11 protein-coding genes, 1 tRNA gene and 2 pseudogenes are annotated in these 12,788 nt (G+C 72.3%); 5 read left to right on the top strand and 9 right to left on the bottom strand.

The features are described from left to right. Position 1: 1 nt before the first annotated feature. The 3 genes and pseudogenes from AC5L3X_RS35890 to AC5L3X_RS35880 all read left to right on the top strand — a co-directional run. Positions 2 to 100: pseudogene (locus tag AC5L3X_RS35890) on the top strand (hypothetical protein); the annotation flags it as partial. Between the two features lie 133 nt (positions 101 to 233). Then, positions 234 to 488, top strand: a pseudogene (locus AC5L3X_RS35885) (glycoside hydrolase family 127 protein); the annotation flags it as partial. Then, on the top strand, positions 455 to 649 hold the full coding sequence (locus AC5L3X_RS35880) for a hypothetical protein (protein WP_494863028.1): 195 nt from the start codon (positions 455 to 457) through the stop codon (positions 647 to 649). The pseudogene AC5L3X_RS35885 and the gene AC5L3X_RS35880, both read left to right, overlap by 34 nt. A gap of 68 nt (positions 650 to 717) precedes the next feature. Here the strand turns inward: AC5L3X_RS35880 and AC5L3X_RS35875 are convergent, their stop codons facing one another. The 7 genes from AC5L3X_RS35875 to AC5L3X_RS35845 all read right to left on the bottom strand — a co-directional run bounded on the left by AC5L3X_RS35875 (position 718) and on the right by AC5L3X_RS35845 (position 5,492). Next, the gene (locus AC5L3X_RS35875) at positions 718 to 1,500 is read right to left on the bottom strand and encodes a calcium-binding protein (protein ID WP_494863007.1); all 783 of its coding nucleotides are present in this window, start codon (positions 1,498 to 1,500) and stop codon (positions 718 to 720) included. 277 nt (positions 1,501 to 1,777) lie between these two features. Further along, a tRNA-Ala gene (locus AC5L3X_RS35870) sits at positions 1,778 to 1,850 on the bottom strand. 78 nt (positions 1,851 to 1,928) lie between these two features. Next, on the bottom strand, positions 1,929 to 2,762 hold the full coding sequence (locus AC5L3X_RS35865) for an alanyl-tRNA editing protein (RefSeq protein ID WP_494863006.1): 834 nt from the start codon (positions 2,760 to 2,762) through the stop codon (positions 1,929 to 1,931). Continuing rightward, on the bottom strand, positions 2,759 to 3,979 hold the full coding sequence (locus AC5L3X_RS35860; RefSeq protein ID WP_494863005.1) for a CynX/NimT family MFS transporter: 1,221 nt from the start codon (positions 3,977 to 3,979) through the stop codon (positions 2,759 to 2,761). The genes AC5L3X_RS35865 and AC5L3X_RS35860 overlap by 4 nt, the downstream gene beginning before the upstream one ends. Before the next feature lie 124 nt (positions 3,980 to 4,103). Next, positions 4,104 to 4,718, bottom strand: coding sequence for an SRPBCC family protein (locus tag AC5L3X_RS35855; RefSeq protein ID WP_189128935.1), 615 nt, complete (start codon positions 4,716 to 4,718; stop codon positions 4,104 to 4,106). Between the two features lie 31 nt (positions 4,719 to 4,749). After that, positions 4,750 to 5,130: a hypothetical protein gene (locus tag AC5L3X_RS35850; protein WP_189128934.1), complete on the bottom strand. Its 381-nt coding sequence runs from the start codon at positions 5,128 to 5,130 to the stop codon at positions 4,750 to 4,752. Then, positions 5,127 to 5,492, bottom strand: a complete 366-nt coding sequence (locus AC5L3X_RS35845) for a hypothetical protein (protein WP_189128933.1) — start codon at positions 5,490 to 5,492, stop codon at positions 5,127 to 5,129. Before AC5L3X_RS35845 ends, AC5L3X_RS35850 begins: the two co-directional genes overlap by 4 nt. Before the next feature lie 107 nt (positions 5,493 to 5,599). Between AC5L3X_RS35845 and AC5L3X_RS35840 the strand changes: the two genes are divergently transcribed. Together AC5L3X_RS35840 and AC5L3X_RS35835 are read left to right on the top strand one after the other, a co-directional pair. Continuing rightward, positions 5,600 to 6,094, top strand: coding sequence for a 2-thiouracil desulfurase family protein (locus AC5L3X_RS35840; protein WP_494863003.1), 495 nt, complete (start codon positions 5,600 to 5,602; stop codon positions 6,092 to 6,094). A 78-nt stretch (positions 6,095 to 6,172) separates the two neighbouring features. Next, entirely contained in the window at positions 6,173 to 7,162 is a 990-nt protein-coding gene (locus tag AC5L3X_RS35835; RefSeq protein ID WP_494863001.1) for a helix-turn-helix domain-containing protein, read from the top strand. Positions 7,163 to 7,201: 39 nt separating this feature from the next. Here AC5L3X_RS35835 and AC5L3X_RS35830 read toward each other — a convergent pair whose 3' ends face one another. Together AC5L3X_RS35830 and AC5L3X_RS35825 are read right to left on the bottom strand one after the other, a co-directional pair. Next, positions 7,202 to 8,581, bottom strand: coding sequence for an outer membrane protein assembly factor BamB family protein (locus tag AC5L3X_RS35830; RefSeq protein ID WP_494863026.1), 1,380 nt, complete (start codon positions 8,579 to 8,581; stop codon positions 7,202 to 7,204). Between the two features lie 413 nt (positions 8,582 to 8,994). Next, entirely contained in the window at positions 8,995 to 12,609 is a 3,615-nt protein-coding gene (locus AC5L3X_RS35825; RefSeq protein ID WP_494862999.1) for a S8 family peptidase, read from the bottom strand. Positions 12,610 to 12,788 lie beyond the last annotated feature (179 nt).

Below are 12,788 nucleotides of genomic sequence, written 5' to 3'. Positions count from 1 at the left end.
GATGGGCTCGCGGCACGCCGACGAGTCGTTCGGCGAGGACCACGAGTTGCCGCCCGACCGCGACTCCGAGACCTGCGCCGGCATCGCGTCGATCATGCTGGCGCACCGGCTGCTGCTCGCGACCGGCGACGCGCGCTACGCCGACGTGGCCGAGCGGACCTGTACAACGTGCTCGCCACGGCCGTGGCGCTGGACAGCAGGTCGTTCTTCTACGCCAACCGCTGCGCGTCCGGGTGCCCGCCGAGCCGCTCGCCGGAGTGAACCACGCGGCGGAGGGCGGGCTCCGCTCGCCCTGGTTCGACGTGTCCTGCTGCCCGAACACCATCGCCCGCGCCCTAGCCTCGTTCGGCGCCTACGTGGCGACGGCCGATCCGGGCGGGATCCAGATCCACCACTACACGCCCGGCGAGATCCGGCACGGGTCGCTGGAGCTGCGGGTCGAGACCGGCTATCCGTGGTCGGGCGAGGTGAGGGTGCGGGCGCTGTCGGACGCGACCGGGCGCGTCTCGCTCCGCGTCCCGCCCTGGGCGGTCGGCGCCACCCTGTCACACACGTCTCCGGACAGTTCGCCGGGCGGCTCGTGCCCTACCACCGGTGGGGCAACCGCGGCCCCGCCACCGTGCGCGTCTGGCTGCCGGTCGCGGAGTGACAGCGGCGGCCAGGCCGGAAAGCCTGGCCGCCGTCGCGAACCGATGTGTACCCCCCGTCTCGTACGGGTCATTCGCAGTTGACCACGGTGTCGGTGCCGGGGCCGCCACTGCAGTCGTCGGTGTTGGCGCCGCCGTTCAGTTCGTCGTTGCCGCCGTTGCCGTTCAGTTCGTCGTTGCCCGCCTTGCCGGCCAGCTCGTCGACGCCCGCACCGCCGTTGAGCTCGTCGTTGCCGTTGCCGCCGTTCAGTTCGTCGTCACCGGCGCCGCCGTTGAGCTCGTCGTCGCCGTTGCCGCCGCGCAGGTCGTCGTTGCCGCCGTTGCCGTTCGCCGTGTCGTTGCCGTCGCCGCCCCGGATGACGTCATCGGCCGCCCCGCCGGACAGGACGTCGTCGCCACCCAGGCCGCGCAGGTCGTCCTCACCGTTGCCGCCCCCGATGTTGTCGGCCTGCGGGCCGCCGAACAGTGCGTCCTCGCCGTCGCCCCCACGCAGCGTCGACGGCCGGACGACGTTCACGCGCACGCTGTCGTCGCCGTTGAGGGTGGTCACGCGGATTCGCACGACCGTGCCGGCGGGGGCGAACGCGTTGTCGCCGGCGGCCGTGCATCCGGCGCCCGCGACGACGTTGCCGCCCTGGTCCTCGATGACGATGGTGGCGTTGCCGGGACCGAACCTGATGATGACGTCGTTGTCGATGCCGGGCTCGGCGGTGTACCTGAGCTCGGCGCCGACGCGGGTGCAGGTGCCGGCGTCGGCGAACGCGGTGCCGGCCGCCGCAGGCAGAGCCTGCGCTCCGGCCAGGGTGACGGCCGCCACCGCGACCAGCGCACGGGCCAGAAGCCTTCCCTTCATGGTTGTCCTCCTGTGAACGCTCGCTCGCTCCGGAGAAGCGCTCCTCGGGATGTGCTCCAACCATTCGGACGGTAGGCGCGCGCTCGGCGCGGCAACACGGGTGCCGGGCAGGGGTTATCCCTAGCGCCCCGGCCCGCGCCCGTTGTTCGCACCACGTGTTACCCCTTGCGGCGCCGGAGCGAGCGACACCACGGGCGCCCTGCGACGGGCAGGCGCCCCTACATGCGAAAACCGCCCCCTGCCTGTGAATCCACAGGCAGGGGGCAGCTCGATCGGGTGGAGCTATGGGGATTCGAACCCCAGACCTCCTCCATGCCATGGAGGCGCGCTACCAACTGCGCCATAGCCCCTCGATCCGCCGCCAAGTGTATCGGAATCCCGCCGCACCCGTGCCACACAGGCCGCCCGGCATACGTCTTGGACGGCCGTCAGGCGGGGGGCGCGGCGGTGGTGCGCATGGTCAGCGCCGCGTCGTCCAGCGAGAGGGAGATCGTGACGGCGCCCAGCTCGGAGGTGCGCGTCACGTGGGTGCCGCCGCACGGGATCGACGCCGCCCCGTCGGGCAGCGAGCAGTGCCAGGTGCGGCGGGCGGTCAGCTCGGGCCCCGGGACGTCGATCCGGACCGGCGCGTCGGCCGCCACCCACGCCTTGAGCCGGTCGTTGGCCTCCCCCGCGATCTCGTCGAGGGCGAGGTCGAGGCCCTCGGCCGAGAAGCCCTTCTTGCGCAGCGACTTGCCGAGCCGGTAGACGTCCACGCTGCCGTTGGGCGAGATCCGCGAGGAGGTGATCGCCGTCTGGTCGAAGTCGGGATGACCGAGCCCGTCGAGCGCCGGCTCCTTGCGCCAGCGGCCGGCGAGGGCCTGGTTGAGCGCGAGGGCGGCCAGGTGGCAGGCGGTGTGACCGGCCGACAGGGCGGCCCGATGGCCCGCGTCCACCTCCAGCTCGACGGTCGCGCCGACGGGCAGCGGCGTGTCGGTCACGTGCACGACGAGCCACTGCCAGCCGTCGGCGCCGCGCCGCGCGGGAATGTCCTCGCCCAGCTGGAGGCCGTCGTCCGACCAGGCGCCCGTGACGCAGTCGACGACCGGCAGACCGCCGATGGTGCCGCGGTCGGCGGGCTGGTCGGGCCAGGTGTGGTCGAGCGGGTGGAACGGGGTCTCGGCCACGACGAGGCCGTGCCGTACCCCCGCCGGCACGGCCCCGACGATCTCAGAACGCCCGCTGACCCGGCCGTCCGGGAAGGTGACGATGGTCGACTTCATCCGGTCAGTCTGGCAGGTGCGCGCTCGTCCTCGAGGTAGCGGTCGCGGCCCGCGTACAGGCCGGCGAGCAGTTGCGCGCCGAGCACGGCGAAGATCAGCAGGTACGGGAGCGACCAGCCGCCGGCGGCCTCGTGCAGCACGCCCACGAGGAGCGGCCCGCCGCCCGCGATCAGGTAGCCGGCGCTCTGCCCGAAGGCCGACAGCGAGGAGGTCGCCTCGGCGGTGCGGGTGCGCAGGGCCAGCAACATGAGCGCCAGCGGGAACGAGCCCATGCCCATCCCCACGAACACCACCCAGACCAACGCGGTCGAGGCGGGCGCGAACCACAGCCCGAGGAAGCCGACCACGTAGCACGCGATGAGCCCGACGACCATGGGCCGCTGGTCACGGAAGCGCGAGGTGATCAGGGGCACCAGGATGGAGACGGGGATGCTCAGGGCGGTGAAGACGCCGAGGATGAGCCCTGCCTCGGCGGTGGTGTAGCCGCCGTCGGTGAGGATCGTGGCGAGCCAGCCGAACATGATGTACGCGATCATCGCCTGGGTGCCGAAGTAGACCGCGACGGTCCAGGCCAGCTTGCTCCTCAGCAACTCGACGCCGCCGCCGGACCGGCCGGCGCCCCGCTCCGGCTCACTGCGCAGCAGCGCGAGCCACGGCAGGGCGGCCACTGCGGCCAGCGCCGCCCACACGCCGAGCGCGACGTGCCAGTCGCCCGACGCGCGCTCGATCGGCACCGTGGCCGCGGCGGCGAGCATGGTGCCGGCGGCCAGCGACGTGGTGTAAATGGTGGTCATGATCCCGGTGCGGGCCGGGAAGTGCCGCTTGATCAGCGCGGGGATGAGGACGTTGCCGACGGCGCCGCCCGACAGCGCGACCGCGCTGCTCAGCAGGAACACCGGCGCCGATCCGGCCACCGACCGGACGAGCAGGCCGGCGCCGAGCGTGACGAGCGCGAGCAGCAGCAGCCGGTGCTCGCCGACGCGCCTGGCCAGCGCGGGCGTGATGGACCCGACCGTGGCGAACGCCAGCACCGGGAGCGTGGTGAGCAGCCCGGCGGTCACGCTCGACATGCCGAGCGCCTGCGAGAGCTCGTCGAGCAGCGGGCCGACGCTGGTGACGGCGGTGCGCAGGTTGAGCGCAGCGAGGACGATCCCCAGCACGAGCAGCCAGGCGAGGGGCGCGGCCCGGTTTCGGGACGCTCCGGCGAGCACGCTCATCCGGGGCAATCCTCCATTCATCAAGTCATGGGATGAATCGCCATACTAACAGCCCCAAAACCTGCCTTAGCTTCTGCTTACGTGACAAAGCCCCCGAAAACGGGGGCTTTGGAGGTGGGGCTGCTCACAGGACGGGACGCGGCCCCTGGGGCGGCTGGTCGCGCGTGGGGAACGGCCCGGGAGGCGGGAGCGTGGAACCGGGGGCGGTCGGCGGGTAGTCGGCGCCGCCCACCGTGCCGGGGGGCACGGGCTGGTCACCCGCGTCGTAGCCGGAACCCTGCTGGTGCGGGCCGGGCACGTCGCCGCGCCACGCGCCGGTCTCGCCGCCGCGCGACTCGATGAACGACTTGAAGCGTTCCATGTCGTTCCTGATCCGGAGCCGGACGACCTGGAGCCAGTCGCCGACGGTCTCGACGAAGCCCTCGGGGTCGTACTCCATCTGGAGCGTGACCCGGGTGGTGTCGCCGTCGAGCCGGTGGAAGGTCACCACTCCGGCCTGCCGGGGCTTGTCGACCGACTGCCAGGCGACGCGCTCGTCGGGGTGCTGCTCCGTGATCTCCGCGTCGAACTCGCGCCTCACACCGGCGATCTCACTGATCCAGTGCGTACGCGTGTCGGTGATCTGTTTGACGGACTCGACTCCCTCCATGAACTCGGGGAAGCTCTCGAACTGGGTCCACTGGTTGTAGGCGACCCGTACGGGGACATTGACGTCTACGGCGTGTTCGATGCTGCTCATGACGTCCGCCCCTGCCCCGGCGTTCGTGCCGTTAACGTCGGCGCAGGAGCCAGTAGAGGCCCACTAGGGGCAGCACCAGGGGGATGAACAGGTAACCCTTGCCGTAGACCGACCAGACGGTGGCCTCCGGAAAAGCCGCCGGATCGAGCACGCTGGCCGTGCCGATGACCAGGACGCCCGCCAGCTCGATGCCGAGCGCCACGAGCGCGAGCCGGCGCGCGCCCCGGATCAGGGCGACGGTGAGCAGCAGGTAGACCAGCGCGGCGAACGCGGACAGCGAGTAGGCCAGCGGCGCCTCGTCGAACCGGGTGAGGATCTGCACGGTGGCCCGCGCACCGGCGGCCAGGGCGAACAGCCCGTAGAGGGCGATCAGCGCGCGGCCGGGGCCGGTGCCGAGTGAGGTGGGGGTCACGCGGCGCCCTGCCAGACCTGGAGCAGCCGCCCGGTCATGACCGCGATCGCGAATCCGGCCACGACGAGGATCCCCGAGCCCCAGCGGCTCCGCTCGGCCAGCGCCAGGAACACCCCGGCGGGCGGGATGACGGCCTGGCCGACGAGGTAGCCGTACAGCGTGCCCTTCGGGACGTGCGCGCCCTCACCGCCCACGACGGCCGCGATCACGATGCCCGCCTGCACCAGCACGGCCACCTCGAGCACGGCGAAGCCGATGAGCAGGACCATGCCCATGGGCCGGTTTCGGATCGCCACGATCAGGCTCGACAGCGCGAGCAGCAGGGACCCTGCGATGACGATCGTCGCAACGGTGGTGTTCATCGTGGGAAAGGCTATCGCCCGGCCGGCCCGCCCTCGATTCCGTCCGGCCCCCGCGCGGCACCGGCCGCCAGTGTCGTCGTGGGCGGCCGCGCTCGTAGGATCGAAGGGTGGAGAGAATCCTGGTCAGCGCGTGCCTGATGGGCCGCCGGGTGCGCTACGACGGCGGCGCCAAGGCCAGCTCCGACGCCGTGCTGGCCGCCTGGCGGCGCGAGGGCCGGCTGGTGCCGTTCTGCCCTGAGGTGGAAGGCGGCCTGGCGGTCCCGCGGCCGGCCGCGGAGATCGAGCGCGGTCTCGGCGGCGCGGCGGTGCTCGCGGGCGACGCCCGCGTGCTGACCGCCGACGGGTCCGACGTCACGGCGCAGTTCCTCGCGGGGGCGCGGGCCGCGCTCGACGCCGCCCGGGCGGACGGGGTCCGGCTCGCGGTGCTGAAGGAGGGCAGCCCCTCGTGCGGCGCGCTGGCCGTCTACGACGGCACGTTCAGTGGACGGCGCGTGCCCGGCCAGGGCGTCACCACCGCCCTGCTGGAGGGCCACGGCGTCCGCGTGTTCACCGAGGACCAGCTCGACGAGGCCGCCGCCTACCTGCGCGCCCTGGAGCCGTAGCCGGCGCACCGGACCCGGCCCACATGTGCCGTTATGTGCAGCATTTATCCGCTTTTTGGCACATGCCATCATGGGGGAATGCTGAAGGTCGCCGGGCTGGACGAGGTGGAGGAGCGGGCCTACCGGTTACTGGTGCGGGCCGGTGAGGCGGATCTGACCGGGCTGGCCGAGGAACTGGGCGTCACCCCGGAGGCCGCGGCCACCGCGCTGGCGTCCATGGTGGGCATGGAGCTCGTCCGTGAGGTCGCGGGCAGTGGGGGCCGCAGGTTCGCGCCCGTGGCGCCGGAGGTGGCTCTCGGGCCGCGGCTGGCGCGGCAGCAGGAGACGATCGACTGGGCGCGGCAGGCGGTCGACCAGCTCGCCGAGGAATACCGCGCCAGCCTGCGCCGCAGGGACGCCGACCGGCTGATCGAGGTGCTGCCCAGCGGGGCCGCGCTGCGCGAACAGGTCCGCCATCTGCAGGACAGCGCCCGCGAGGAGGTCATGTACTTCTGCCGGGCCGGGCACGTGGTGATGCCGTCCACGGACAACACCGAGGAGCTTGAGGCGCTCGGCCGCGGGGTGACCTACCGGGTCATCTACGAGCGGGCCCTGCTGGAGGAGCCCGGGATGGTGGCCAACGTGGCGTTCGGCATCAAGCTGGGCGAACAGGCGCGGGCCGTGCGGTCGCTGCCCGTGCGGATGATGATCGCCGACCGGTCCATCGCGCTGCTGCCGCTGGTGCAGTACGCCGGCCGGACGACCGAGCCGACGGCCGCGCTGGTGCGTGGGAGCAGCCTGCTGGAGGCGCTGATCGCGTTGTTCGAGGCCCAGTGGGAGCGGGCCACGCCGATCAGGTTCCTGGAGGACGGGCAGGTCATCGACACCACGCCCGGCTGCCCGCTGGACGCCGACGAGCTCTACCTGCTCTCGCTGCTGGTCGCCGGGGTGCCGGAGAAGTCGATCGCCAGCCAGCTCGGGCTCAGCCTGCGTACGGTGCAGCGCCGCGTCTACCACCTGATGCGGCTCGCGGGCGCGCAGACCAGGATGCAACTCGCCTGGCATGCGGCCCGCGAGCGCTGGTTGTAGCGTCGCGCCGCCTGGGGGCCGGCGGAGTGGGCGAGCCGCTCAGCGGAGCACGACCAGCGAGGGCACGACATCGATCTTGCGTGAGGTCGGCGTCACCACCAGTGTGTCCCGGTGCTCGAACACCTGGCTGGACTTGATCGAGGACCAGGCCGGCGTCAACCCGCCCTCCCTGACGACCGAGGTCTCGCCGGTCTTGGGATCGGTCAGCACGAGGTGGCCGTCATTGGACGAGGTCTGCAGCGCCCACACGCCACGGGCATCCACCCGGATGATCTTCGTCTCCCCCTGGTTGCCCTTCTCGGTCCACACCTGCTTCCCGGTCGTCAGGTCGAACGCGACCATGCTCCACGGTCTGACCGCCTTGTTCACCGCGAAGAGCGTGTTGTCGCGGACGAACATCGCAGGCTGGTCGATGGCGGCCGACGAGGTGAGCGAGGTCGTGCCCAACGCCAGGAGGTCCCTTCCCGCGGCCTGCGACGGTATCTCGGTGGTCTTCTTCCCCTGCGGATCGAGCACGACCACCTGCGGGATCGGCGGCCCCGAGGGGCTGGGGCCGATCACGAGCACGACCGGATCGGCCGAGACGACGTTCAACACGACCGCCCTGTCGCCCATGAAGGTCTCGGACAGGTCCCTGCCGGTCGCCGGGTCGATCGTGACGACGAACATCCCCCGCTTCGAGACGCAGCGTCGCTCGAAGACGATCCGCTTCTCCCCCATCGCCCACACGTCGCCCCTGCAGTCGCCGTCCTCCTGACGCCACCGCTGCTCGCCGGCGGACATCCCGAAGGCGGTCATGGCGCCCTCGTCGTCGACGATCGCCACGTCGCCCGCGACGACGAGACGTGTTGCCGCCGGCCGCTCCCCGGCGTTCTTCGGCGTCGGCACCCGCACGCTACGGGCGAGCTTTCCGGCCCGCAGGTCGATCATCCCCAGCCGGTCGCAGCGCCTGCCGCCGTAGGCGATCACGCCGTGGTCGCCGGACGCGGTGGCGGCGGCCGTGCACATCCGCGCCCCGTCCGGCAGCGGGACGGTCCACGCCTGCGTGCCGTCAGTCAGCCGGTACGCCGCGACGCCGTCGGTCGAGGCCCGGACGACGAGCTCCTCGGTCAGCCACGTGGCGTACGTCTCCGGGAGCGGTCCCGACCCGCCGGGCAGCCGCTCCTGCTCGGACTCCTTGGTCCAGGCGATCTCCAGGTCGCCGCCGCCCCCGGAGAGCGAGAACTCGACAGCGCCGCTTTCGGAGAGCGCCCAGACGAGACCGCCACCCACGGCGACGACCAGGACCGCGGCGATCACCGCGATCAGGACCCCGGCCCCTCCGCGGCGCGCTGCGCGGCCCGGGACACCCGGCCCGTGCGGAGGCCCGTGCGGAGGCCCGTGCGGAGGGTAAGGCGGGCCCTGGAACTGGGGAGGCATCGGTGGCGGGCCCGGGTAGCCGGGCTGGGGCACCCCAGGATGCGTCGGAGCCTGCCCGGGAAAACCGGGAGGTCCCTGGGGCGCGGGAGGCGAACTCCAGGCACCGCCGTACGGCGGCTGCGGCGGCGGCGCGTCCCACTGCTCGGGCGGCTGTTCGGCATGCTCGTGAGGCGTGTGCTGCGCCATGATCCTCTCCCCCGTACCTGATCTTCCTGTGCCGTCGCGGTTCCGGGCGTGCTCGACGTCGCCGGTACGCACAGTCAAGTCCGCCGGATCTTGGAATACGGCGCACGGCAAGATAAAGGATCTTAGCGTCAGACCGGACGATCGTGGCCGACGCCACCCATCCGCCCCTCCGCCGCCCGGGAGAGGGGCGGAGGGGCTGTTTCATCCTGAGTACGGCCCCCGGCCCGCTACTCGACCCCGTACGCCCGGGTGACGGTCTGCGCGAACCGCTGGCCCGAGGCGCCGGTCGCGGTGACCCGCAGGGACACCCCGGTGTCGGTCTTACGGTGGGAGACCACCGCCTTGTGCCGGCCCTGCCCCAGAGGCAGGAGCGTCAGCTTCTTCCAGGTCCTGCCGTCGTCGTAGGACATCTCCGCGGTCAGCTTCTTCGCGTCCCGCGCGGTGAAGCCCAGCGCGACCGGCAGCGTGCGGCGCACCTTCCCTTCCAGATCGGCCGGCACGTCGTAGTCCACGCCGAGCAGCGGCAGCGGCTGCGTGCCCGCCGGCCTGGCGGACCTGAACGTCCAGGAGCTCTCGGTGGCCGTGGCGTACCGCCACTCCTGCGAGGTCCGGGTCGTGGACAGCTCCAGGCGGTACTCGGCGTCCTCCGGCACGGCGGCGAGGTCGGCCCACAGGCCTGTCCGCTCCTCCAGCAGCTCACCGTCGCGATAGACCCGGGCCGCGGTGGTGTCCTCGTCGTTGCTCCCGCCCGCGTGGCCGTAATGACCGTCGGCGTCGACGAACTCGGGCACCCGCACCGACAGGACGTCACCCGTGCGGGTGGCGGCCAGAGCGGCCGGGCGTACGACGGGGGCGAACCAGCGCTCCTTGACGATCTCGCCCGCCCGGTACGTCCTGGGCCGGTCGGTCAGGCCGCCGCGCAGCTGGTTCATCGACTCCCAGGTGAGCGTGTGCTGGACCACGTGCTGCCACTGGGTGTCACCCGAACTGACGTACTCGGCCCTGTTCAGCGGGGTGCGCATCACGCGCTGGGTCTCCATCTGCAGGGCCAGGTCGTAGGTCTGCCACGGCCGCCAGCCGTACCGCTGGTCCTTGCCGTACGAGCCGCCGCCGGACTCCTGGTAGTTCGTGTCGACGCGGGCGGTGTTGCGCCAGTTGACCTCGTGCACGATCCGCTGGGGCACCTGGCCGGAGGAGACCTGCATGACCTCGTACAGGTAGGGCGTCGCGAACTGGCCGGTCACGTCGAGCACGGCACGGCCGGTGCGGGCGCTGGCCAGCAGCGCCTGGCCGCGGTCGTGCGTGACCATCATCGTGGGCAGCGGGTCGCGCTCGCCCACCGGCGACCACGGCTGCCACATGACCTCGCCGTCGGGCCCGACCACGAACACCACCGCCGCGCCGGCCGCGGCGATGCCCGGCAGCTTGTCCGTCCAGTCGTCGAACGCCTCGCTGGTGATGACCACCGCCTTGCCCTTGACGTCCAGCCCGGTCATGTCGCCGGTGCCGCCGTGGACCAGCGGCAGGCGCTTCCTGCCGGCGAGCTCCGGTGACCTGATCGTGGGGCGGACCACCAGCGGATCGCGGCCCAGCCGGGCAGTCACCCGGGGCGCGGCCAGTTGCCAGCGCGAAGAGAACTCGAAGGTGCCGTTCCGCACCGGCGCGGTGGGGGTGACCGCGAGCGTCTCCATCGAGGGGTAGTTCATCGCGCTCAGGCTGATCTCGCGGGAGCCGTAGGTGCGATGGGTGAAGAAGGTGGAGATGCCGTCCTGCATCACCTCCTGAGAGGTCCTGATCTCGATGGGCACGGCGGTCCTGGCGTCGAGCACGACCTCCATGTCCGACGTGACCGGCAGCTCGGGGTTGACGATGAAGGATCCGACGGGCAGCTCGCCCTTCGACTCATCCATGATCGCCTGCATGTGGTAGGTGCCCTCCGGCAGCTCCACCGTCCAGCCCTCGTGCTCGTGCAGGATGTGGCCCAGGGCGTCGTCCCTGGCGGCGGCGCCGTACATGGTGATCAGCGGCACGCGGGCGGGGCTGCCGTCCCGGTCGACGCCGGTGAAGCGCACCGTGTGCATCCTGCCACGCCGGGTCAGCGCGAGCGTGGTGTGCGCGGCCACCGAGCCGTCCGCCGTGGTGGCGGTGACGTATCCGACGTGCCTGCCGTGCGCGAGCCTGGCCAGGTCCACGGTGGTCTCGACGGCCGCGCTCGCCCCGGCGTCCACGGTGACGGTCGTCGCCGACAGCTTCACCGCCCCCTCGCCGGGGGCGGCGCCGTCCAGGTTGGTCAGGGTGGCGGCGACGGTCAGCGAGACGGGCTCCTGGCCGGTGTTGGTGTAGGTGACGGTGCCGCCGGGGGTGCCGGTTCCGCCCTCCTCGTGCACGCCCATGCTGAGCGACGCGGTGGCCGTGACACCCTGCCGGACGGCGCGCGCCACGTCCAGGCGGCCGCCGCCCTGCTCGTACGGCGTCTGGCCCGCGACGGTCTTCGCCGTGGACACCAGGGCGTCCTTGAGCTGCCCGGGCTTCCACTCCGGATGGCGCTGGGCCAGCACCGCCGCCGCGCCCGCCACGTGCGGCGTGGCCATCGACGTGCCGGACAGCTTCGTGTACCGGTCGTCGACGGGCGTGCCCAGCCCGGTGCCCGCGGCCCGTGCGGCGGTGATGCTCACGCCTGGGGCGGTGATGTCCGGCTTGAGCGCCTCGTCCAGACGCGGGCCGCGGCTGGAGAAGGGCGCCAGCGCGTCGTTCGCGTCGACCGCGCCGACGGTCAGCGCGGAGGCGGCGGCTCCCGGCGCGCCCACCGTGTAGTCGCCGCCCTGGTTGCCCGCGGCGATGACGAACAGGCTGCCGGTCTCCTCAGTCAGGATGTCCACCGCCGTGCTGAGCGGGTCGGTGCCGTCGGTGGGGCCGCCGCCGAGGCTCATGTTGACGATGTCGGCCCCGCTCTCCCTGGCGGCCCACTCCATGCCGGCGAGCACCTGCGACTCGGTGCCGCTGCCCTCGGCGTTCAGCACCTTGCCGTTGATCAGCTCGGCGCCGGGCGCGACGCCCTTGCGCAGCCCGCCGGACGCCTCGCCGGTGCCCGCCACGGTGGCGGCGACGTGGGTGCCGTGGCCGTGCTCGTCCTTGGCCGAGGGGTCGTCGGTGAAGTTGCGGGCCTGGGTGACCTTGGTCGCGACGTCGGGGTGGGTCTCGTCGATCCCGGTGTCGAGGACGGCGACCTTCACGCCCTTGCCGTCGTACCCGTCCTGCCAGGCCTGTGGCGCGCCCACCTGCGGGACGCTGTGCTCCAGCGACGCGGTGACCTTTCCGTCGAGCCAGATCTTGGCCAGCCCGTCGCGCAGCCGCGGCTCGCCTCCCGCGCGCTCGGCGGCCCAGAGCACGGGCAGCGCGTCCTTGTCCGCCCGCAGCGTGCGCGCGTTGACGCTCTTCAGCGTGACGGCCTGCCCGCTCTCCTTGTAGGCCAGGATCAGCGGCAGGACGTCGCTGCTCTCGTCGTCGTAGCCCTGCTCGATCAGGTCACTGACCGCGAACAGCCGCTCGTCCATGAGGCCCCGGGAGAGGTAGGGGACCATGTCGGCGGGGGTGATCACCAGGTCGCCGTTCTCTTCCCTGGTGAAGAACCTGATGTTCTCGCGGCCCTTGCCGGGCCGCACGGTCGCCGCTCGCTTGCCGCCCGCGAACTCCTGAACCGTCACCACGTCACCGGTGATCAGCGTCACCCGGTGCGGGTCTGAGCCGGCCGCTGGCTCGGGCGCCGCGGCGTGCGCGGGCACCGGTACGGCAATCATCGCCAGGCCCGCGCCGATGGCGGCGAGGCGGGGGATCCATCGCATGAACGAACCGATCTGTCGGTGGGGGCTGGCCCCAAACTTCAGTCGTCCAAGACGATGGAGGATCACGCCTGCTCATAGGGGATTTTCGCATGGGCAAACAGCGACATGTCGCGAACATGACAGCCAAAGCGCCCGATCACGCGTGGCGCGCGCCCACCCGCTCCGTCGCCGGCCACGGA

This window comes from Nonomuraea sp. CX421, from assembly GCF_059358955.1.
Note: the sequence above shows the minus strand (reverse complement) of the source record. Positions and strands in the feature narration are given on the sequence as shown.

Bases quoted from the DNA above. Each gene is read 5' to 3' on its own strand.
- AC5L3X_RS35825 (WP_494862999.1), bottom strand. From the start codon at position 12,609: ATGCGATGGATCCCCCGCCTCGCCGCCATCGGCGCGGGCCTGGCGATG.
- AC5L3X_RS35845 (WP_189128933.1), bottom strand. From the start codon at position 5,492: ATGAACACCACCGTTGCGACGATCGTCATCGCAGGGTCCCTGCTGCTC.
- AC5L3X_RS35860 (WP_494863005.1), bottom strand. From the start codon at position 3,979: ATGAGCGTGCTCGCCGGAGCGTCCCGAAACCGGGCCGCGCCCCTCGCC.
- AC5L3X_RS35855 (WP_189128935.1), bottom strand. From the start codon at position 4,718: ATGAGCAGCATCGAACACGCCGTAGACGTCAATGTCCCCGTACGGGTC.
- AC5L3X_RS35875 (WP_494863007.1), bottom strand. From the start codon at position 1,500: ATGAAGGGAAGGCTTCTGGCCCGTGCGCTGGTCGCGGTGGCGGCCGTC.
- AC5L3X_RS35835 (WP_494863001.1), top strand. From the start codon at position 6,173: ATGCTGAAGGTCGCCGGGCTGGACGAGGTGGAGGAGCGGGCCTACCGG.
- AC5L3X_RS35830 (WP_494863026.1), bottom strand. From the start codon at position 8,581: ATGCCTCCCCAGTTCCAGGGCCCGCCTTACCCTCCGCACGGGCCTCCG.
- AC5L3X_RS35865 (WP_494863006.1), bottom strand. From the start codon at position 2,762: ATGAAGTCGACCATCGTCACCTTCCCGGACGGCCGGGTCAGCGGGCGT.